Raw genomic sequence first — 19,532 nt, 5'->3', positions numbered from 1 at the left:
TCGTCTGGATCTCCGTGGGGGAAGGAGCGGTGTCCGGTGCGTGCAGCTGCAAGGCGGAGGAGGGAGGCGACGCGGAGCGTCGTCGACCGACGACAACGCGGCAGATGTGCGTGCTGGACACCGCGACGCCGCGGAGATCCAGACGACAGGCCCTAGCTCCCGGGACGGAACGGCGACGGATGCTCTGCACCGTTCCGTCCCAGGAAGCCTGGGTCACCGGATGAAACCCGGTCAGCTCGCGGCGCAGGTCACCGTGGGGAGGACGGACGGGACACTGCTGGAGGCCGTGAGGCCCAGGGCCTTGGTGCCGGCCGGGGCGATGACGCCGTTGTAGGCGTCGTTGGTCGCCGTGACGGCGGATCCGCTCTGCGTGAGCTTGGTGTCCCACGACTCGGTGACCTTCTGGCTACCGGGCCAGGTCCACGTGACCTTCCAGGAGCGCGTCGCCGCGCTGCCCGTGTTCTTCACCCGGACTTCGGCGTCGAAGGCGCCGGTCCAGGAGTCGGTCACCACGAGCGTCGCGGTGCAACCGCCCTGCGGGCTGCTGCTCGTCGTCGCCTTGCTGACGGTGGTCGATCCGGCCGAGACGTTGCCGGCCGCGTCCCTCGCCTTCACCTGGTACTGGTAGGTGGTGGCCGCCGTCAGGCCCGAGTCGGTGTACGAAGTACCCGACGCGCTGCCGACCTTGGTGCCGTTGCGGTACACGTCATACCCCGCGACACCCACGTTGTCGGTCGAAGCCGACCAGGACAACGACACACTGCTACCGGTGGACCCGGTCGCCGACAGACCCGAGGGAACACTCGGCGCCTGCGTGTCGGTGGAAGCACTGCTCGTCGTCGCCTTGCTGACGGTGGTCGATCCGGCCGAGACGTTGCCGGCCGCGTCCCTCGCCTTCACCTGGTACTGGTAGGTGGTGGCCGCCGTCAGGCCCGAGTCGGTGTACGAAGTACCCGACGCGCTGCCGACCTTGGTGCCGTTGCGGTACACGTCATACCCCGCGACACCCACGTTGTCGGTCGAAGCCGACCAGGACAACGACACACTGCTACCGGTGGACCCGGTCGCCGACAGACCCGAGGGAACACTCGGCGCCTGCGTGTCGGTGGAACCGCCACCGGGGCAGGTCTTACGCGTCCCGCCCGCGGTGACCTGCACATCGCGCTGCACGATGCTGAACACGCTGGAGTACGCCTTGCAGGCGCGGGCCATGCCCGCATCGGTGTACTCGATGTCGATGATGCGGTTGCCGAACGCCGCATAGTATTCGGGGCATTCCGGCGTACTGCTGCCGGGCCAGATGACACCGCACTCTTCGACGATGGCGAAGTCCAGGCCGAGGGAAGCGGCATCGCCGGCGAGTTCCAGGGTGTTCTTCTGCGCGATGGCCAGATTCTTCGAGTGCGCGTACTGGACGAGGAGTTTCATGTACTCCTCGGAGTCCTTCGGGTCGATCAGGCCGTCGGACCGGGTGTAGTGGTCGTAGTTGTCCGGCTCGATCGCGTCGAAGCCCTTCGCGGCGCACTCATTGATCCACACCTTGACCTGCTCGAGGATCGCCGCACGATTGGCCGGGGTGCGTACGTCGAGCATGTACTCCCCCGGCCAGTCGGGGTCCTCCACCTTCGGACCGTTCGGCGTGGTGTGGAGCATGAGGTTCTCGGCCCAGTCGCCACTCGCACCGGGCTGCGTCTGGAACGCGTTGATGTAGCAGACGTTGTACAGGTTGGGCACGGGGTTCGCCGCGTGGTCCCGGCTGACGATCTTGACTCCGGCCGCCGGCGCGTAGGGAGCGCCGATCTGGTAGTCGAAGCCGCCTGCGACGGGTGGCAGCGTCTTGGCCACCGCCGCCTGAGCGGACTCGGCGAACAGGGGCAGCGTGCATGCCATGGCCACGAGAGTGACCAGCGAAAGGCATCTGCGCAGAATGGGGTTGGCGTAGTCGACGGACATACGTGATCTCCGGGAGATCGTGAGTGAGTCCCCGCCTCGGAATACCCGTCAAGGATCCTGGCGACTCGGGCCGGGCTTCGGACAGAAACACCCGCTACCGGCTGGGCACACCTCTTCAGCTCAGAGGGGTTGAGCCTCTGGCTTGCCGCCGAAGTTAAGGGCCGTGACGGCGACGAGTCAATGATCGCGATGGATGTACGCGTCAGCGGTGCGCGGTGCGCCGCCGACGCCCCGTGGCGCGTTTTAGGGTGATTCCCTAGGGTTTAAGTCGGCGCGGGGGCGTAGAACTGACGTTGGAAGGGCCTGAGGGTCGCCCGCGCCGTTCGGATGGAACCGCCCGGCGCGTCACCGCTGCCCGCCTCGCCCGCGCCCGGGATCCGGCATCGGCCTCGCCCCGCCGATCGACAGCACCCGGCGCCCTCAGATGCTGATTCCAGAGTCAGTATTTGGCCTCTCTCTATTGACTCTCGAGTCAGTAGCGGCCTACCGTTCGAAACCAGCCAGGCGTATGCCGTCCTTTCGGTCCCCGCGCGCGGCTGCCCACCGAACCCCAGTCGCCTTTGAGGAGCACGACCATGGGTCATCCGGTCACCCACCACATCAGAAGCCGCCTCGACACCGAGCGTCGGCACTTCTGGATCGGCGGTGCGTGGCAGCCCCCCGCCTGCGGGCCCGGCGGGCCGCACACGGTGGTGGCCGACCCGACCGGCCGCGAGGCGGTGGGCCGCGTACCGCAGGGTACGCCGGAGGACGTGTCCGCGGCGGTGGCCGCCGCCCGTGCGGCGTTCCCGGCGTGGTCCGCGGCGGACGCCGGTACCCGGCGGGAGCTGCTCGCTGCGGTGGCCAGGGGGATTCTGGACCGCGAGGCGGAGTTCGCCGCGGTGATCAGCGCCGAGATGGGTGCCCCGGTCGACAACGCCCTGCACGTGCAGACGCGGCTGGCGGCCGAGGTGTTCCAGTCCTACGCCGACCTCCTCGCCGACCACGCGTGGGAACAGCGCATCGGAACGTCCCAGATCGTCCAGGAGCCGGTGGGCGTCGTCGCCGCCATCACCCCGTGGAACTACCCGCTCTACCTCATCGCGGCCAAGGTCGCCGCGGCGCTGGCCGCCGGTTGCACGGTCGTCCTCAAGCCGAGCTGCGACGCTCCGCTGAACGCCTTCCTCCTCGCCGGGATCTTCGCCGAGGCCTGTCCCGCGCTCGGCGTGCCCGGCGGGGTGTTCAACCTCGTCACCGGGTCGGGGGCGGTGGTGGGAGCGGCGCTCTCCTCCCACTCCGACGTCGACGCGGTGTCGTTCACCGGGTCCACCGGGGCGGGCCGTTCGGTCGCCGCGTCCGCGGCGGGCACCGTCAAGCGCGTCGGTCTGGAGCTCGGCGGGAAGTCCGCCCGGGTGATCCTCGTCGACGAACCGGACGGCACGACGGTCCAGGACCTCGAGGGCGCGGTACGGATGGCGCTCTCCGACGCCTTCTACAACTCGGGGCAGACCTGCACCGCCTGCAGCCGCGTGCTGGTTCCCGACGCGGTGTACGACCGGGCGGTCGCCCTCGCCGCCGAGGAGGCCGGGCGCTGGGAACTCGGCGACCCGGCTGTCGCCGGTGACCATCTCGGCCCGGTCGCCACCCCCCGGCAGTACGCCGGTGTACTGGCCCACATCGAGCAGGGGGTGGCGGAAGGGGCCCGCCTGGTGATCGGCGGCAAGCCGCCGCCGGACCGTACGCCCGCCGGCCTGGGCGCGGGCCACTGGATCCTCCCCACGGTCTTCGCCGACGTCACCAACGACATGGTGATCGCCCGTGAGGAGATCTTCGGCCCGGTGGTGTGCTTCCTGCGCTACCGGGACGAACAGGAGGCGGTCCGGATCGCCAACGACTCGATCTACGGACTCGCGGGAGCCGTGTGGTGCACGGACCGGCTCCGCGCGGAGCGGTTCGCCCGGCAGATCCGGGCCGGGCTGGTGACCGTGAATTCCGGGCAGTTCAACGTGCTCGCCCCCACCGGCGGCTACAAGCAGTCCGGGATCGGCCGCGAACTGGGTACGGCGGGCCTGCACGAATTCACGGAGACGAAGACCATCCAATGGTGACGGAATCGGCTCGGTTCCACGAGAGGACACCCATGGCCGGACCACACGACGAACCGACCCGGCGGCTGGTCCTGGCCGCCGGAGCCGCAGGAGCCGCCACCGCACTGCTGAGCGGCTGCGGCGGCGATCCGACCCCGCCCGCCTCCGCGAGGATCCCGGCCGACGTGCGGCGGTGGGCGCCGGGACCGGGCGATCCGGCCGGTGCGCGGCGCGGCGGCAAGGTGATCACGGCCTGGTCGGACGAGGCGCAGTCCTACGATCCGGCGGTCGGCTGGGACCTGCACAGCTGGGAGGCCATCTCGACGGTGCTGTACGCCCCGCTCTACCAGTTCGCCGGCCAGTACGGCGGTCCCGCCCCGCACGCCGCGGCCGGACCGCCGGAGGTGTCCGCCGACGGCAGGGTGTACACCATCCCGCTGCGAGCGGACGTGCTCTTCCACAACGGCCGTCCGGTGGTCGCCGCGGACTACATCTACACCTGGACGCGGCTGATGGACCCCGAGCTCGCCTCCTGGGCGTCGAGCTACCTCTTCGGGATCGAGGGCGCCGAGGCGGTCAACGGCAAGAAGGCCCAGCAGATCCGCGGGCTCAGCGCCCCGGACCCCCACACCCTGCGGGTCCAGCTCACCGAGCCCGACGTGCTCTTTCCCGCGCTGCTGTGCATGCCGTACACCGCCGCCCTCCCGGGTGAGGAGGTCCGCCGCCTCGGCGCCGAGTTCGGCCGCACCCCGGTCGGCAGCGGCCCGATGCGCATCACCCGCTACGACAGCAAGGCCCGGCGAGCGGTCTTCGAGCCCTTCGACCGGTACTTCTGGCCCGGCACCCCGATCATCGACACCCTGGAGTACCGGTGGGGCATCGGCTACCCCCTGCAGACGCTGCAGATCATCGGGGGCAGGGTCGACGTGCTCGGTGAGGGGCTGGTGGCCAGCCAGGCGGCCAGATTCACCGCCGACGCGTCGATGCGCGAGCGTTTCGTGCAACCCGTCCCGGTCAACGGAACGCAGTGGCTCTCGGTCAACCTCAAGCGCAGGGAACTGCGCGACCCGCGCGTCCGGCAGGCCCTGAACTGGGCGGTCGACAGGGAGCAGCTCATGCGGCTCACCTTCGGCCTGGCGGACCCGTGGGGCTCGCCCTTCCCGAAGAAGCTGGACCGCTACCGGCGCACGGCGAAGCCGTACACCCACGATCCGGAACGGGCCCGCGCCCTGCTCCGGGAGGCGGGGATCAGCAAGCTCCGGCTGAACTTCCTGCACGGCACCCAGGATCCCTGGCCGCTGCTCGGGCAGGTCCTCCAGCAGCAGTTCGAGGCGGTGGGCGTGGAGATCAGCCTGAACGCCATGAGCCAGCCCGCCTTCGAGCTGGCCACGTCCAAGGGCGAGGGCGATCTCTACGGTTCGCACCTGTACATCACCCTGAACAGCGCCCTCGAACTCGTCTCCTCCATCTTCACCTCGGACGCCGCCTACAACTACGGCGGGTACGCGAACCCCCGCGTGGACGCGCTCACCGTCAAAGCGCGGAAGGCGCGCTCCGTGGAGGCCGCCAACTCGCTCCTCGCCGAGGTCGAGGACGAACTCGTCCGCGACGCGTCCGGAGTCTTCGTCGGGAGCATGAACTTCCTCGCCGCACGCGCGCCGGAGATCCGCAATTACCAGATGCGCGGTGAGACCGGCACCTACTACGACCGGCTGTGGGTGAAACGATGAGCACTCTTCCGATCCGCACGCAGCCGCCCGCCCGCACCGGGGCACTCCCTCCCGGACACGGCGGCGCTCCAGGGGCCACGTCCGCCGCGCCCCGCACCGCCCGGGTGAAGGGGAGCCGGCTGTGGCTCACCGGCCTGTGCCTGCTCGGTGCGCTGTGCCTGCTGGCACTGCTCGCCCCGCTGGCCGGATCGCCCTACACGATCCACACCGACAGCCTCACCGCCAACGGCCTGCCCAGCGGCCTCGGTGCGCCCGGCCACCCACTGGGCACCGACGCGATCGGCCGCGACATGCTCGCCCGGACGCTGTACGGGCTGCGGGCCACTTTGACGATCGCCCTGATCGCCAACATCACCTCCGTCGGCCTGGGCGCCCTGGTCGGACTCGTCGCCGGCTTCTACCGGGGCTGGATCGAGCAGGGCCTGATGCGCCTCGTCGACGTCTTCCTGTCCATTCCCACGGTGCTGTCCGGCCTGGCGCTGGCGAGCATCGTCGGTCGCGGCACCACCGGCATCATCATCGTCGTCACCGCCCTGTACTGGGCCTGGACCGCGCGACTGGTCCACGGCGAGACGGTGCGGCTGCGCAGCCGCGGGTACGTCGAGGCAGCTCTCGCCCACGGGGTGAGCCGGCACACCACACTGCGCCGCCACGTGCTGCCGCACCTGTCCACCATCCTGCTCAACGTCGCGGCACTCAACGGGGCTGCCGTCGTGGTCGTCGGAGCGGGCCTGTCGTACCTGGGCGCCGGCATCCAGCCGCCGACCCCGGAGCTCGGCAACATGCTCGCCGACGGCTCCGACAGCATGACCTACGCCCCGCACACCCTGTTCGTCCCCCTCGTCCTCGTCATCGCGACGGTCCTGACGTTCGTTCTGATCGCCGAGGGGCTCAACCGCCGCAACCCACTCTCGGAGCGACGCTCATGGCTCGACGCATAGGCATACGCATCCTGCTGGGCCTGCTCACCGTCACGGCGGTGGTCCTGCTCACCTTCGTCCTGCAGTACGTCGTCCCCGGCGACCCCGCCCGCAGCATCGCCGGGCCGAAGGCCAGCCCGGAGGTCCTCGCCGAGATCCGCGACCGGCTCCGCCTCGACACCCCGCTCTGGTCCCAACTCGGCCACTACCTCACTTCGGTGGCCACCGGCGACCTGGGCACCTCCTACTCCAACAAGCGCCCGGTCCTCTCCCTGATCCTCGAACGGCTTCCCGCCACCGCGGTCCTCGCCGCCGCCGCGCTCCTGGTCGAGCTCGTCCTGGGCGGCCTGTGGGGACTGTGGGAGGCCCTGCGGCCCCGGCGCAGCTGGCTGCTGGTGACCGTCAACGTCGGCCTGCTGTCGATGCCGGTGTTCTCGCTGGGCTTCCTGCTGCTGCTCCTCTTCGGCTACCAGGTGCCGATCTTCCCGATCGACGGCGGCACCGGCGCGCCACAGATCGTGCTCCCGGCGCTGACGCTCGGAATCCTGGGCGCCCCCTACTACGCGAACGTCGTCCGCGACAGCACCCGCGAGGCCCTCTCCTCCGCCTACGTCCGCACGGCCGTGGCCAAGGGACTCAGCCGCCGGCGCATCGTCGTCCGCCATGTGCTGCGCAACACCGCGTCGCCGGTGCTGACCCTGCTCGGCATGGACGTGGCGGTCTTCCTCTCCGGTGTCGTCTTCGTCGAGACGATCTTCGGCTGGCCCGGCATCGGCCAGATGCAGACCGAGGCGTTCGCCGCCCTCGACCGTCCGCTGCTCACCGGCACGGTGATCGTCGCCGCGACTCTGGTCGTGACGGCGAACCTGCTGGTCGACCTCATCAGGACCGCCATCGATCCCCGCGCCGCATCGGAGACGCCATGACCACCACCTCGGAGGCAACCGCCGTCCGCAGTCTCGGCAGCGAGGTCACGATCGACGGCCTCAGCGTCGCCTACGGGGACTTCCACGCCCTGCGGGACGTCTCGCTCCAGGTGCCGGCCGGTACCACCACCGCCCTGGTCGGCGAGTCCGGGTCCGGCAAGTCCACGCTGGCCCTGGCCGCGGGGCGCATCCTGCCGGCGGGCGCGCGGATCACCGGGGGCTCCGTCCGGGTCGGGGACGTCGAGCTGACGGCCCTCGGCGGCAAGGCCCTGCGCGAGGCGAGGGGCCGCACCGCGGCCTATCTGGCCCAGGACGCCTCCGCCGCCCTCAACCCCGTGATGCGCGTGGGCCGGCAGATCGCGGAGGTCCACCAGGTCCGCAACGGGGCGGGGCGCGCCGAAGCCGCCGTGCTGGCCCGCCGGGGCCTGGAGGATGTCGGTATCCCCGACCCCGACCGGGTGGCCCGGCTCTATCCCCACGCGCTCTCCGGCGGCATGCGCCAGCGCGTGATCATCGCGATGGCCCTGGCCTTCCACCCGCAACTGCTGATCGCCGACGAGCCGACGACAGCGCTGGACGTGACGGTGCAGGCCGAGATCCTCGGCCTGGTCAGCCGGCTCCAGCAGGAGTACGGACTCACGGTCCTGTGGATCACCCACGACATGTCGGTCGTCGCGGAGATCGCCGACCACGTCGCCGTGCTCTACGGCGGCCGGCTGGTCGAGCACACCGATGTGCTCACCCTCTTCGAGGGCGCCCGCCACCCGTACACCGAGGCGTTGCTCCAGTGTTTCCGCAGCGGTCGCGACGCCGGGCCGAAGGAGCCCTTCACCACGATCCCGGGCAGTCCGCCGGTCGGCGGCGCTCCCCCGGGCTGCCCCTTCCACACCCGCTGCCCGCTGGCCGACAGCCGCTGCCGCACCGACCTCCCCGAGCCGCGCCGACTGGCCGCGGACCATGTCGCCGCCTGCCACCGGCTGGAGGTCGTCCGATGACGGGAACCGAACCGCTGGAGGGAGCCGCACCGGCGGTGGGCGCGCCGTTGCTGGAGGCGACGGGCATCACCAAACGGTACGGCCGGTACACCGCCCTCGACGCGGTGGACCTGCGGATCGAGGCGGGCCGCACGGTGAGCGTCGTGGGGGAATCAGGCTCGGGGAAATCCACGCTGGCGCGGGTCATCATCGGCCTGGAACGCCCGGACAGCGGCTCCGTGCGCTTCCGCGGCGAGCCGGTCCGGGGCCGCCGGGCCCGGCGCGCGTTCCGCCACAGCGTCGGGATGGTCTTCCAGGACCCCTACGAGTCGATCGATCCCCGGCTGACGATCGGTGAGGTCGTCGCGGAGCCGCTGCGCGCCCACGGGCTCTACCGGCGGGACGGCGCCGCACGGGTGCGCGAACTGCTGGACTCCGTCGGCATGGAGGGAGTCGATCCCGACGCCTACCCGCACCGGTTCTCCGGCGGCCAGCGGCAGCGCGTCTGCATCGCACGCGCCGTGGCCACCGACCCGGAACTGGTCATCTGCGACGAGCCCACCTCCGCGCTCGACGTGTCCGTCCAGGCACAGATCCTCAACCTGCTGCTGGACCTGCAACGGCGGCGCGGGCTGTCGTACCTGTTCATCACACACGACCTCGAGGTGGTCCGCCGGATCAGCGACGAGGTCGACGTGCTGCTGCGCGGCACCGTCGTGGAACGGGGCACCGCGGAACAGGTCACCAGCCGTCCCCGGCACGAGTACACCCGGCGCCTGCTGGGCGCGGTGCCGGCCATCTCGCCCCGGCAGCGGCGCATCGGGGCGCCTCTGATCTCGGACGCCCCGGCCGTACCGGACAGCAAGGAGAGAACGGAGCACACCTCGGCGTGACGCGCGGCGCGGCCGCGCGGCCCAGTCCCTTCCGGCCGGGCTCCCGCAGCGGGTGCCAACGGCGCACCACGAGGAAGGAATCCACTTTTCTTGACTGCTGCGTCAGTCAATATCATGCGACATCTTCTCACCCAACGAAGGTGTTCACGCTCGACAATCGAGCGGTTCGATGGCCGGCGAACTGGCATTACCGAGCACTCACGCATTAACCACGGCAACCTCCATCCTGCTTAACGAGTCAGGATAGAGAAGAATCCATTGCAGTATCCGAAGGGAACGTGTTACCAAGAGTCATGCCAGTACAAGCCGAAGTCTCCAGAGACGTCTACGACGTCGTCATCGTCGGTGGTGGTCACAACGGGCTCGTCGCCGCCACCTACCTCGCACGGGCCGGACGCTCCGTACTCGTCCTGGAACGCCTTGACGTCACGGGCGGCGCAGCCGTCTCGACCCGGGCGTTTCCCGGTGTGGACGCGCGCCTGTCCCGCTACTCCTACCTCGTCTCGCTCCTGCCGTCGAAGATCGTCGACGACCTCGGGCTGAATTTCGCCGTGCGGAAGCGTTCGGTCTCCTCGTACACACCCACGGTGCGCGACGGCCGGGCCACCGGACTGTTCGTCGGCGGAGGCAGGGAACGCACGCGCGCCTCCTTCCGCGCCCTCACGGGATCCGACGCCGACTACGCGGCGTGGGAGGACTTCTACGCGACGACCAGGAACGTCGCCGGCAGCATCTTCCCGACGCTCACCGAGCCGCTGCCCACCCGTGCCGCACTGCGCGCCCGGATCGGTGACGACGCCACCTGGAACATGCTCTTCGAACAGCCGCTGGGCGTGACGATCGAGGAGCGCTTCCGCGACGACCTGGTGCGCGGTGTGGTGCTGACCGACGCACTCATCGGCACGTTCAGCACCGCGCACGACGAGTCGCTCGCGCAGAACATCTGCTTCCTGTACCACGTCATCGGCGGGGGCACGGGAGACTGGGACGTCCCGATCGGCGGCATGGGGGCGTTCACCGACGCGTTGGCCCTCGCCGCCCGCACCGCGGGGGCCGAGATCGTCACCGGCCACGAGGCCCTGCGCATCGAGCCCGGCGAACCGCACTCCGTGGTCGCCTACCGGACCGAGGCCGGCGAGGGCAGCGTCGCGGCCCGCAAGGTCCTGGTGAACGCCTCCCCCGAGGTCCTCGCCGAACTCATCGGCGACGAGCCGGCCGGCGAACGGGCCGAGGGCGCCCAGCTCAAGGTCAACATGCTGCTGAGCCGACTGCCGCGGCTGCGCGACACCTCCATCGACCCGCGCGAGGCGTTCTCCGGCACCTTCCACATCGCCGAGGGCTACGGTCAGCTGGAGACGGCCTACCGGGAGGCCGCCGGGGGCGCGCTGCCGTCCGCGCCGCCCTCGGAGATCTACTGTCACTCGCTCACCGACCCGACCATCCTCGCCCCGGAACTGGTCGAGCGCGGCTACCAGACGCTGACGATGTTCGCGCTCCACACCCCCGCGCGGCTGTTCGCCGAGGGCAACGACGCGAAGCGCGAGGCCCTGCTCAAGGCGGCGCTCGCGGAACTCGACGCGGTGCTGGACGAGCCGATCGCCGACTGCCTGGCGCTCGACGGCGACGGCCGGCCGTGTGTCGAGGCCAAGACCCCGCTGGACCTGGAGCGCGAATTGCGGCTGCCCCGGGGGAACATCTTCCACCGGTCGCTGGCCTTTCCGTTCATCGACGAGTCCAGGAGCACCGGCCGCTGGGGAGTCGAGACCGCGCATCAGAACGTGCTGCTCTGCGGCGCCGGCGCGGTGCGGGGCGGCGGGGTGAGCGGGATCCCCGGCCACAACGCGGCCATGGCCGTGCTGGAACAGTGAACCGCCCCGGATCCGTGGCGACTTGAGGAAGCCCGGCCGGGGCGATCCGGACCGTGCCCCGCGCGGCCCGGACCGTCCCGGCCGCGAGACCGACCCGTCGAGGAGGACTGATGGCCCTCGCACTGCGATGCGCCCGCATGTTCGATGTCGAAGCAGGTGAGGTGCTCACCGACCGGATCGTCCTGGTGGAAGGGGAGCGGATCACCGCGGTGCGGCCCGCCGCGGCGGGGGTTCCCGAAGGAGTGGAGGTCATCGATCTGGGGGATGCCTCGCTCAGCCCCGGCCTGGTCGATCTGCACACCCACCTGATCGGCATCGCCGCCTGCGGCGATCCCGCACAGGAGATCAAGCAGAGTGCCGCGCAGCAGGCGTTCGAGTCGATCGGCCATGCGCGCGACACGCTGCTGGCAGGTTTCACCACGGTCCGGGACCTCGGCACCTACCGGGCGTTCATCGACACCGCCCTGCGCGACGCCATCGACAACGGCACCGTCATCGGACCCCGCATGGCGGTCGCCGGCGCCTATGTCACCGCCTCCACGGGCGGCGGGATGATCACTGGACTCGCGCACGACGTCCAACTGCCCAGGGAATTCCGCTTCGGCTCCGTGCGCGGGGTGGACGACACGCGGGAACGGGTCCGGGAGATCCTGCACGGCGGCGCCGATGTGATCAAGCTGATCGGCACCGGTGCCGTCATGGCCGCGGGCACCGTCCCCGGCGCCCCGGAGCTCACGGAGGCGCAGGTGCGGGCCGCCGTTGAGGAGGCGTCGTACTACGGTGCGCACGTCGCCGTCCACGCGCACGGCACCGAGGGCATCAACAGGGCGGTCCGGGCCGGCGTCCGCTCCATCGAGCACGGCTGCTACCTCGACGACGAGGGCATCGAGCTCATGCTCCGGCACGGCACGTACCTCTCGGCCGACATCTGGTGGAGCGACTGGCTCGCCGAGAACGCGGACGCCGCGGGGTTCGACAAGGAGACCCAGGCCAAGAACGACCACGCCACCGAAGCGCAGCGCGAGGCGTTCACCAAGGCGGTGCGCGCCGGGGTGAAGATCGGCTTCGGTAGCGACGCCGGCGCCTTCCCGCACGGTCTGCAGACCCGTCAGCTCGCCACCCTGTGCGCCTACGGGATGACTCCGCTGGGGGCGCTGCGCGCGGCCACGCTCACCAGCGCGGAGTGCATGGGCTGGGAGGACCGGATCGGCTCGATCGCGCCGGGCAAGTACGCCGACCTCATCGCCGTGCCCGGGACCTCCGGCGACATGGCCGCGTTCACGGACGTCCGCTTCGTCATGAAGGGTGGGCAGGTCGTCAGGAACGAGCTGACGGCAGGGCGCTGAACCCGGTGGGCCGGCCCGCCGCGGAGCGACCGCGGCGGGCCGGCCCATGTCCGGGTGCGCGCCGGTACCTGCTGGGGCGGGTTCTACGGCGCGCGGGGTCCGGGCACGTCCGCGTGGCCCACCTGGTCCGGGTGGCCGGGGGCCGCGGATGGCTCGGGAATCGCGAGCGGGTCGGCGAGCGGCGGCGGGACGGCGCGGTCGGCGGAGACCACGAGGTACATCGCCACCAGGATCAGGGCGCCGCCGATGATCGTCCGGCCTGCCAGGGAGGACCCGGTGAGCAGGCTGAAGACGGCCACGAACAGCGGTTCGCAGGCCAGCACGACCGCCGCGCTGGCGGCGCTGACACGGGACTGCGCCCAGGTCTGCACCGCGTACATGCCGAGTGTCGCCAGGAGGGTGGAGTAGGTGAGCCAGCCCCATCCGGCCGGGGTGTCCGGAAGGTCGATCCCGGCAGGTATTGCCCAGCAGGCGGCGATCAGACCGGTGCCGAGGATCTGCAGGGTGGCCAGGCCGTACACCTTGTCGGGCGAGGAGTACTCCGACAGCAGCGACACCTGGATCGAGTACGAGAGCGCGGCGGCCAGGGTCAGCCAGCTGCCAATGCTCAGCGCGACCCCGCTGAAGGAGATCACGGCCAGGCCCGCTGTCGCGGCGACCACGCCGCCCCAGACTCCCCTGGTCACCTTGGTCCTGAACAGGATCCGTGCCACCAGCGGCGTCAGGACCACGAAGAGCGAGACGAGGAATCCGGACTGGGACGCCGGGATGTAGTGCTGGCCCTGGACCTGGAGGAGTGTGCCGGAGCCCAGGAAGAACGCGAGGCCCAGCCCGGCGAGGGTGTGGCGGCGGCCGAGCGAGAGGATCGCGCGGGGCCGTACCGCCACCATGAGGAGACCGGCGAGCACGAAGCGGACCGCGACCAGGCTCGCCGTGCCCATCTCGGGCAGCAGCCAGACCGTCGCCATGTAGCTCCAGCCCCAGACGGCGGTGGCGCAGGTCAGGGCCGCGATGGCGATGCGCCGCCCCGAACCCGCGCGGCCGTTGAGCCGCACTGCGCGCTGGGTGATGGTCACGGTTGCCCCCCTCTGCTGGGTCCGACGGCTGTCCGGGCGTCGAAGGGCCGGCTCACGGTAGCGTACGTATTGACTGACACGTCAGTCAATACGTAGCCGCCGGGCCGGCCGGTTCGGTGCCGCGGGGGCAGGCTTCTCCGAGGCCAGGACGGGGCCGGGCCGCGCCTCAGGGCCGGGGTGGGACAGCCGGGGTGGGACGCGTCTCAGGACGTGACGGGCTGCTGCGGCGCGGCGCGGCGCGCTGCCAGGTCCGCCGGGTCGATGCCGAGCTGCGCGGCGACGTGCTCGCGCACCCAGCGCGCGGCCTCCGCCTTCTGCAGGGCGCCGCGCCGGGCGACGAGCTGCACCGCGAGCCCGTCCAGGAAGAGGGTGATCCGCCAGGCGGCCTCCCGCGGGTCGGCGCAGCGGAACTCGCCGCTGTCCGTCCCCTCCTGGATCAGCTGCACCATGGCGGACTTCCACTCCTCGTCCATGGTGCGCATGACGTCGTGGAGTCCCGTGTCCCGCATACCGGCCGACCAGCCGTCGATCCACAGCCGCCAGCCGGCGGCCTGTCCCGTCGGCGCGTACAGCCGCAGCAGCGCCTTCATGCGCGTCAGCGCGGGTGAGGACCGGGCGACGGTGGCCCGCAGGACTTCCATCTCCCGCTGCGCCGCGTAGGAAAAGGCTTCCTCGACCAGCAGTTCCTTCGTCGCGAAGTGGTAGTGGAGCAGGCCGCTGCTCACGCCGAGCGCGTCCGCGACATCCGCGACGCGCGTCGTCGCGATGCCGCGCTGCTTGATCTGCTCCACCGTCGCGTCGAGGATTTCCTCTCGCCGCAGGACTACTTGTTTGCGAACCACGAGGGACACCTTACCCGTGTTCCTGACCGGCGTGTCAGCAAGCCCGGGGGTTCGCGCGCCGCGGCGGCGGTCCCGTCAGTGCGCGCCGGACGCGCGTGGGACATGGGCGGCGAGCCGGAAGGGCTCGGGCACCGTCGCGTCCCCGGTGACCAGACCGGTGGCGAGTTCCCCGATGAGCGGCGCGAACTTCGCCCCGTGTCCCGAGCAGGGCGAGCAGACGACGAACGGCCCGGCCCGGTCGAGCAGGAAGTCCTCGCTCGGGGTGAAGGTGAACAGGCAGCTGGTCTCGGTGCGGGGTGTGGGGTCCAGTCCCGGCAGCCACCGCTTCACATAGGCGACGACCCTCGCCCGCGACTCCGCGGTGATCACGCCGTCCCGGCCGGCGGCCGTCGTCTCCCGGCCCGCGTAGTGCTCGCCGACCTTGCGGTCGTCGGCCGGGCCGCCGTCCCGGCCGCCCGCCAGGTGGTAGATCCCGGCGCCCTGCTCGTGGAGCACGCTGGGCCATGCGGGCGCCGCCGGGTCCAGCCGCGGGAAGTGGAAGGTGTCCTGCTGGGTGACGGTCAGCGGCGGCAGCTCGACGTGTCCGGCGAGCAGCCCGGCGGTCCAGCCGCCGGCCGCGACGACGACGTGATCGGCGAGGACCGTGCCGCCGTCGGCCAGGTGGACCCGGGCGCCGTCCTTCGTCGCCTCCAGCGCTGCCACGGCGGCCCCGTAGCGGACGACCGCGCCCCGCCGGACCGCGGCGCCGGTGAACGCGGTCACCGCCGAGGCGGCGTCGACGGTACCGCCCTGCGCGTGGTGGACGACCGGGCCCTCGAAGCGCATGCCGGGCCAGCGGCGTTCGGCCTCGTCCGGGCGGAGCACCTCGTGTGCCACGCCCGCGGTCGCGAGCTGGGCGGCGACCGACCCGGCGTACTGGCGCGTCCCGAAGTCCACGCTGCCCAGCATGCGCAGCAGTGAGGTGCCGGAGTCCGACTCCAGCTCGCGCCACAGCTCAAACGACCGCCCGGTCAGCTGCGTGTACAACGGGTCCTCGTAGCCGCGCCGCACGATGCGGGAGCTGCCGTGCGAACTGCCCAGGGCGTGGCCGGGGGCGAACTGCTCCAGCAGGAGGACCGACAGGCCGCGGCGGGAGGCGGCCCAGGCGGTGGCGGCGCCCATCAGTCCGCCGCCGATCACGACGAGTTCAGCGCGGGTCGCCATGGCGGCCCCCGTCCGTGTGCGCCGCGGCGGGTTCGCCCGGCCGGCCGAACCGGGCCTCGATGTCGCCGATCTTGCGGTCGACCACGCCCAGGGCGGCCTCCCGCGGGGTGCTGCCGTACCGCGCGGCGTCGGTGAGCATGTCGGCGGTCAGCCGGCCCATGGCGTCCCGGACCTTGCGGTGCGCCTGTTCCGCGTCGGCTCCGATGTCGCCGAAGAGCGTCCACCACCACCAGGCGTTGGTGGCCGAGTTGGCCACGAAGTCCGGCAGGACGAGCGTGCCGCGTGCGTGCAGCGCGGCTTCCGCTGCGGGGAGCGTGGGCATGTTGGCGGCCTCGGCGATGATCCGGGCCGTGATTCGCGCCTGCTCGGGCACGCCGATGCAGTAGGAGACGGCCGCCGGGACGAGGATCTCGCAGTCGATGTCGAGCCACGCGTCCCCGTCCGCCTCGGTGTCGCCGGGGCGCAGTTGGGAACGGTCGATGCCGCCCAGGCCGTCGCGGGTGCGGAGGAACCGTTCCACGTCCAGGCCGTCCGGATTGACGATCACGCCACGGGCGTCGGCCAGTCCGACCACGCTCACGCCCGCGCGGGCGAGATAGCGGGCGGTGGCGCCGCCCATCGATCCGAATCCCTGGACGACGGCACGTGCCGACGTACGGCTGATGCCGAGGTGGTCGAGTGCGGTGAGCGCTGATTCCGCGACGCCGAGGCCGCCGACGAGTTCGGCGAGCAGGACGCCGTCCACCTCGACGGCGAACGCGTCCGCCAGCCGCGACCGGGCCTCGGCGGCATCGTCCAGCAGCGGGTAGATGGCCTCGATGGAGCTGTCCATGCCGAGTTCGGCGAGCACCTCGTCGATGGTGTCCTGACGCAGCCCGAGGTCCTCGCCGGTGGTCCAGTGGTGCTTGAGCAGGGACCGGACGGCGTCGAGGAAGCGGCTGAGAACGGCGCGCGCCTGCGGGTCGTGCGGGCTGCAGTCGATGCCGCCCTTCGCGCCGCCGAGCGGGATGTAGCGGTTGGCCGGGTCGTAGTGGAGTGCTTCCTTGCGGCTCATTCCGGCGGCCAGTCCGCGGACCTCGTCGAGGGTGCACCCCTCGCGCATGCGCAGGCCGCCGCTGGAGACGCCTCTGACCAGCCGGTCGATGACGACGTACCCTTCGCGCCCGGTGACGGGATCGGTCCAGACGACCTGGAGATGGGGCGCTGGGGCTGGTGCTGTCGTGGAGGGGGAAGGGCGGGGGACGCTCAGGGGGCTCGCTGTCATGGCTTCCGTCCAATGCGGGCACGCGTCACCGACGGTGCGTTCTCGGGGGTTTACGGGACGGCCGGTGCCGCCGTCCCGCGGTCGGCGTGGCGGCCGTGCGCGGGAGCGGGACGGCGGGGCGGCCGTCAGGTCATCCAGTTGACCGGGTGGTCGCGGTCGGTCAGCGCGGGACGGTCGAGCCGGAACGTGGTGTAGGGCTCGGCCGTGGCGAGCGAGGCGTCCTGCACGAGTGCGGAGAGCATCCGGCCGAGGGTCGGCGCGAACTTGAAGGCGTGGGCCGCGCCGAGGCCGACCAGCACCCGTTCGGCGCCCGGCACCGGTCCGAGGACGAAGTCGCGGTCGGGTGTCAGGGTGTACAGGCAGCGCTTGGACCGGATCGCCCGGCCGCTCTGCGGGAACCGCTCGCCCATGAAGCGGGACAGCCGGTCGAGCAGGGCAGGGTCGGTGATCCCGGAGCGCCGGTCAGGGCCGACCTCGGGGCCTCCGCAGTCCTGCCCGGCCTTCACCGTGGCCTCGCCGTAGGTCGGGAAGCCGTAGAAGCAGGGGTCGTCCAGCCAGATCCAGACGGGGAAGACCTCCGGTGCGAAGCGGGAGGGGTCCGCGGGTTCGAAGTAGGTGACCTGCTCCTCCAGCGTCGTGAGGGGAATGTCCCATCCCAGCGGTCGCAGCAGGGTGTTGGCCCACGCGTCGGTGCACAGGACGACCTTCCCGGCGGAGTAGCGCGCCTGCTCCGTGACGACCTCCACCCCGTTCGCGCCGTGCCGGATGCCGGTGACCGGGGTGTTGTCGCGCAGCTGGGCGCCGGCCGCCACGGCCAGTCGCTGCATGGCCGCCGTGGACCGCGCCGCGGGGACGATGGAGGTGCGTTCCTGGTACAGCGCCGTCGTGCCGTCGGGTACGGAGAGCTGGGACCAGCGGCCGCGCACCTCGTCCGCGTCCAGGAGCTCGTAGGAGATCCCCTCGGCGGACAGACTGCGCCAGTAGTCGTCCAGCGGCAGTGACGAGTCCGGGGGGCACAGGTCGATGCCGCCGGTTCGCGTGACGAACTGCCGGCCGGTTTCCTGTTCCAGGTGGGCCCAGTCCTCATACGCGTCCTTGGTCAGCCGTACGTAGTCGGGGCGGTGGTAGCTGTGCCGCAGGATGCGCGAGGTGTCGTGGGACGCCCCGCGGTCGTGGCCGAACTCGAACTGCTCCAGTCCGAGCACCCGCTGTCCGGCGGCGGCGAGCCGCCACGCGGTGGCGGAGCCGAGTCCTCCCAGACCGACGACGATGACGTCGAACGTCTCGGTCCCTGTGTTCACGTTCATGGAATGGGCCTCTCGACGCGGAGCTCGGCGTCGCGCGTCCGGCAGGTGGCCGGAGGGGAGGCGACGACGGAAGAGCTCGGGAACCACTCTCGGTGGTCGGATCAGCGCCCGGCGGACCGCGTGCGGCGGCCCGGAGAAGGGGTCGATACTGAATGACGATGCAGTAGCGGCTTCGCGCCTGTCAAGGGCCGGAGTCGGTCCACCCGCTGCCGGCGCGGGACCGCGGACCGTACGGACACGGCGGCGGGAGCACGGACTCCGCGGCATCCGGCCGGTCAGCCGCGCTCCAGCGCGGCCGCCCGCAGCCCCAGCTCGCGGGCGATGATCTGGCGTGCCCAGGCGGCGGTCTGCTCGCGGTCACGGGTCTCGCGGTGGACCACGGTCTGCACCGCGACCCCGTCCAGCAGGGCGGTGATCCGCCACGCGGCTCCGCTCGGGTCGTCCGCCGCGAACTCCCCCAGGTCCACCCCTTCCTGGATGATCGCGGTCAGCGCCTCCTTCCAGCGCAGGTCCAGTTCCCTGCCGACGGTGCGCATGGCGGGTTCGCGCAGCGCGGCGGCCCAGCCCTCGATCCACAGCGTCCACCCCTTGGCGCCCTTGGTCGGTGCGTACCAGTCGAGCGCGGTGGTCAGGCGGTCCAGTGCGGTGACGGAGCCGGCGGTCAGCTGGGCGAGGCGGTCCAGGTCCCGCTGCACCGCCCAGGTGAAGGCCGCGCCGATGAGCGCCTCCTTGGTGCGGAAGTGGTAGATCACCAGCGCGGGGCTGACGGCGAGATCACCGGCCACGTCGGAGATCCGCAGCGGGTGGATGCCCTGCTTCTCTATCTGGGCGACGGTGGCGCGGAGGATCTCCCCGCGCCGCAGGCCTGCGTCCTTACGGTTTCGGGTCACCCCCCGAGCGTAGGCCACCCCGGCCGGCCCGGAGGGCCCCCGACAGCACCGTCCCGCCGGCTCCGCCATCGCCGTCATGTACTGACGCATCAGTCAGTAAAATCGCACGGAAGGCATTGACAAAGCCTCGTTGGCCGACGCAGGCTACCGAGTATTCAACTGTACGGCTGGTCAGTAAGAGCCGGTCGGCAAGCCCGTGACCGGTCGGCCGGGACACCAGGACCGCACTCGTCGCCCGGGGTACGGCATCCGAGCCGGCCCACGGACCGCACCG

Annotated in this window: 15 protein-coding genes; 8 read left to right on the top strand and 7 right to left on the bottom strand. The window is 71.4% G+C overall.

The genetic code is table 11. From position 1 onward, the window contains the following. Window positions 1–231: 231 nt before the first annotated feature. Window positions 232–1,890 carry an endo alpha-1,4 polygalactosaminidase gene (locus LNW72_RS41350; protein WP_285369853.1) on the bottom strand — a complete coding sequence of 553 codons (1,659 nt, stop codon included), beginning with the start codon at window positions 1,888–1,890 and terminating at the stop codon, window positions 232–234. A 638-nt stretch (window positions 1,891–2,528) separates the two neighbouring features. On the opposite strand from LNW72_RS41350, the gene LNW72_RS33180 reads away from it, so the two are divergent. From LNW72_RS33180 to LNW72_RS33145, 8 genes are all read left to right on the top strand, one after another. Next, window positions 2,529–4,040, top strand: coding sequence for an aldehyde dehydrogenase family protein (locus tag LNW72_RS33180; protein WP_250978742.1), 1,512 nt, complete (start codon window positions 2,529–2,531; stop codon window positions 4,038–4,040). 32 nt (window positions 4,041–4,072) lie between these two features. Further along, window positions 4,073–5,749 carry an ABC transporter substrate-binding protein gene (locus tag LNW72_RS33175; protein WP_250978741.1) on the top strand — a complete coding sequence of 559 codons (1,677 nt, stop codon included), beginning with the start codon at window positions 4,073–4,075 and terminating at the stop codon, window positions 5,747–5,749. Then, entirely contained in the window at window positions 5,746–6,690 is a 945-nt protein-coding gene (locus LNW72_RS33170) for an ABC transporter permease (protein WP_250978740.1), read from the top strand. Before LNW72_RS33175 ends, LNW72_RS33170 begins: the two co-directional genes overlap by 4 nt. Continuing rightward, a complete protein-coding gene (locus tag LNW72_RS33165) occupies window positions 6,675–7,595 on the top strand; it encodes an ABC transporter permease (RefSeq protein WP_250978739.1) in 921 nt (306 codons plus the stop codon). The genes LNW72_RS33170 and LNW72_RS33165 overlap by 16 nt, the downstream gene beginning before the upstream one ends. Then, window positions 7,592–8,590: an ABC transporter ATP-binding protein gene (locus tag LNW72_RS33160; protein WP_250978738.1), complete on the top strand. Its 999-nt coding sequence runs from the start codon at window positions 7,592–7,594 to the stop codon at window positions 8,588–8,590. The genes LNW72_RS33165 and LNW72_RS33160 overlap by 4 nt, the downstream gene beginning before the upstream one ends. Beyond that, complete coding sequence (locus LNW72_RS33155) at window positions 8,587–9,462, top strand: ABC transporter ATP-binding protein (protein WP_250978737.1); 876 nt, start codon at window positions 8,587–8,589, stop codon at window positions 9,460–9,462. The genes LNW72_RS33160 and LNW72_RS33155 overlap by 4 nt, the downstream gene beginning before the upstream one ends. Window positions 9,463–9,755: 293 nt before the next feature. Further along, the gene (locus LNW72_RS33150) at window positions 9,756–11,330 is read left to right on the top strand and encodes an NAD(P)/FAD-dependent oxidoreductase (RefSeq protein WP_250978736.1); all 1,575 of its coding nucleotides are present in this window, start codon (window positions 9,756–9,758) and stop codon (window positions 11,328–11,330) included. 110 nt (window positions 11,331–11,440) lie between these two features. Beyond that, entirely contained in the window at window positions 11,441–12,676 is a 1,236-nt protein-coding gene (locus tag LNW72_RS33145; protein WP_250978735.1) for an amidohydrolase family protein, read from the top strand. Window positions 12,677–12,759: 83 nt separating this feature from the next. Here LNW72_RS33145 and LNW72_RS33140 read toward each other — a convergent pair whose 3' ends face one another. The 6 genes from LNW72_RS33140 to LNW72_RS33115 all read right to left on the bottom strand — a co-directional run bounded on the left by LNW72_RS33140 (window position 12,760) and on the right by LNW72_RS33115 (window position 19,258). After that, complete coding sequence (locus tag LNW72_RS33140; protein ID WP_250978734.1) at window positions 12,760–13,752, bottom strand: DMT family transporter; 993 nt, start codon at window positions 13,750–13,752, stop codon at window positions 12,760–12,762. Window positions 13,753–13,955: 203 nt separating this feature from the next. After that, window positions 13,956–14,594 (bottom strand): TetR/AcrR family transcriptional regulator, encoded by a 639-nt coding sequence (locus tag LNW72_RS33135; protein ID WP_250978733.1) that lies wholly within the window; start codon window positions 14,592–14,594, stop codon window positions 13,956–13,958. A gap of 75 nt (window positions 14,595–14,669) precedes the next feature. Further along, window positions 14,670–15,797 (bottom strand): FAD-dependent oxidoreductase, encoded by a 1,128-nt coding sequence (locus tag LNW72_RS33130; RefSeq protein ID WP_250978732.1) that lies wholly within the window; start codon window positions 15,795–15,797, stop codon window positions 14,670–14,672. After that, complete coding sequence (locus LNW72_RS33125; RefSeq protein WP_250978731.1) at window positions 15,781–17,061, bottom strand: Glu/Leu/Phe/Val dehydrogenase dimerization domain-containing protein; 1,281 nt, start codon at window positions 17,059–17,061, stop codon at window positions 15,781–15,783. The genes LNW72_RS33130 and LNW72_RS33125 overlap by 17 nt, the downstream gene beginning before the upstream one ends. 125 nt (window positions 17,062–17,186) lie before the next feature. After that, window positions 17,187–18,368 (bottom strand): N-methyl-L-tryptophan oxidase, encoded by a 1,182-nt coding sequence (gene solA / locus LNW72_RS33120; protein WP_250978730.1) that lies wholly within the window; start codon window positions 18,366–18,368, stop codon window positions 17,187–17,189. 275 nt (window positions 18,369–18,643) lie between these two features. Further along, window positions 18,644–19,258: a TetR/AcrR family transcriptional regulator gene (locus LNW72_RS33115; RefSeq protein ID WP_250978729.1), complete on the bottom strand. Its 615-nt coding sequence runs from the start codon at window positions 19,256–19,258 to the stop codon at window positions 18,644–18,646. Window positions 19,259–19,532: the final 274 nt, after the last annotated feature.

It is taken from the genome of Streptomyces sp. RKAG293, assembly GCF_023701745.1.
Lineage (GTDB): Bacteria > Actinomycetota > Actinomycetes > Streptomycetales > Streptomycetaceae > Actinacidiphila.
The sequence above is the reverse complement of the archived record's forward strand: the minus strand, read 5'-3'. Positions and strand labels throughout refer to the sequence as shown.

Coding starts and splice junctions, on each gene's coding strand:
- LNW72_RS33150 (WP_250978736.1), top strand. CDS start 9,756: ATGCCAGTACAAGCCGAAGTCTCCAGAGACGTCTACGACGTCGTCATC.
- LNW72_RS33125 (WP_250978731.1), bottom strand. CDS start 17,061: ATGACAGCGAGCCCCCTGAGCGTCCCCCGCCCTTCCCCCTCCACGACA.
- LNW72_RS33160 (WP_250978738.1), top strand. CDS start 7,592: ATGACCACCACCTCGGAGGCAACCGCCGTCCGCAGTCTCGGCAGCGAG.
- LNW72_RS33145 (WP_250978735.1), top strand. CDS start 11,441: ATGGCCCTCGCACTGCGATGCGCCCGCATGTTCGATGTCGAAGCAGGT.
- solA (WP_250978730.1), bottom strand. CDS start 18,368: ATGAACGTGAACACAGGGACCGAGACGTTCGACGTCATCGTCGTCGGT.
- LNW72_RS41350 (WP_285369853.1), bottom strand. CDS start 1,890: ATGGCATGCACGCTGCCCCTGTTCGCCGAGTCCGCTCAGGCGGCGGTG.
- LNW72_RS33165 (WP_250978739.1), top strand. CDS start 6,675: ATGGCTCGACGCATAGGCATACGCATCCTGCTGGGCCTGCTCACCGTC.
- LNW72_RS33170 (WP_250978740.1), top strand. CDS start 5,746: ATGAGCACTCTTCCGATCCGCACGCAGCCGCCCGCCCGCACCGGGGCA.
- LNW72_RS33175 (WP_250978741.1), top strand. CDS start 4,073: ATGGCCGGACCACACGACGAACCGACCCGGCGGCTGGTCCTGGCCGCC.
- LNW72_RS33155 (WP_250978737.1), top strand. CDS start 8,587: ATGACGGGAACCGAACCGCTGGAGGGAGCCGCACCGGCGGTGGGCGCG.
- LNW72_RS33180 (WP_250978742.1), top strand. CDS start 2,529: ATGGGTCATCCGGTCACCCACCACATCAGAAGCCGCCTCGACACCGAG.
- LNW72_RS33130 (WP_250978732.1), bottom strand. CDS start 15,797: ATGGCGACCCGCGCTGAACTCGTCGTGATCGGCGGCGGACTGATGGGC.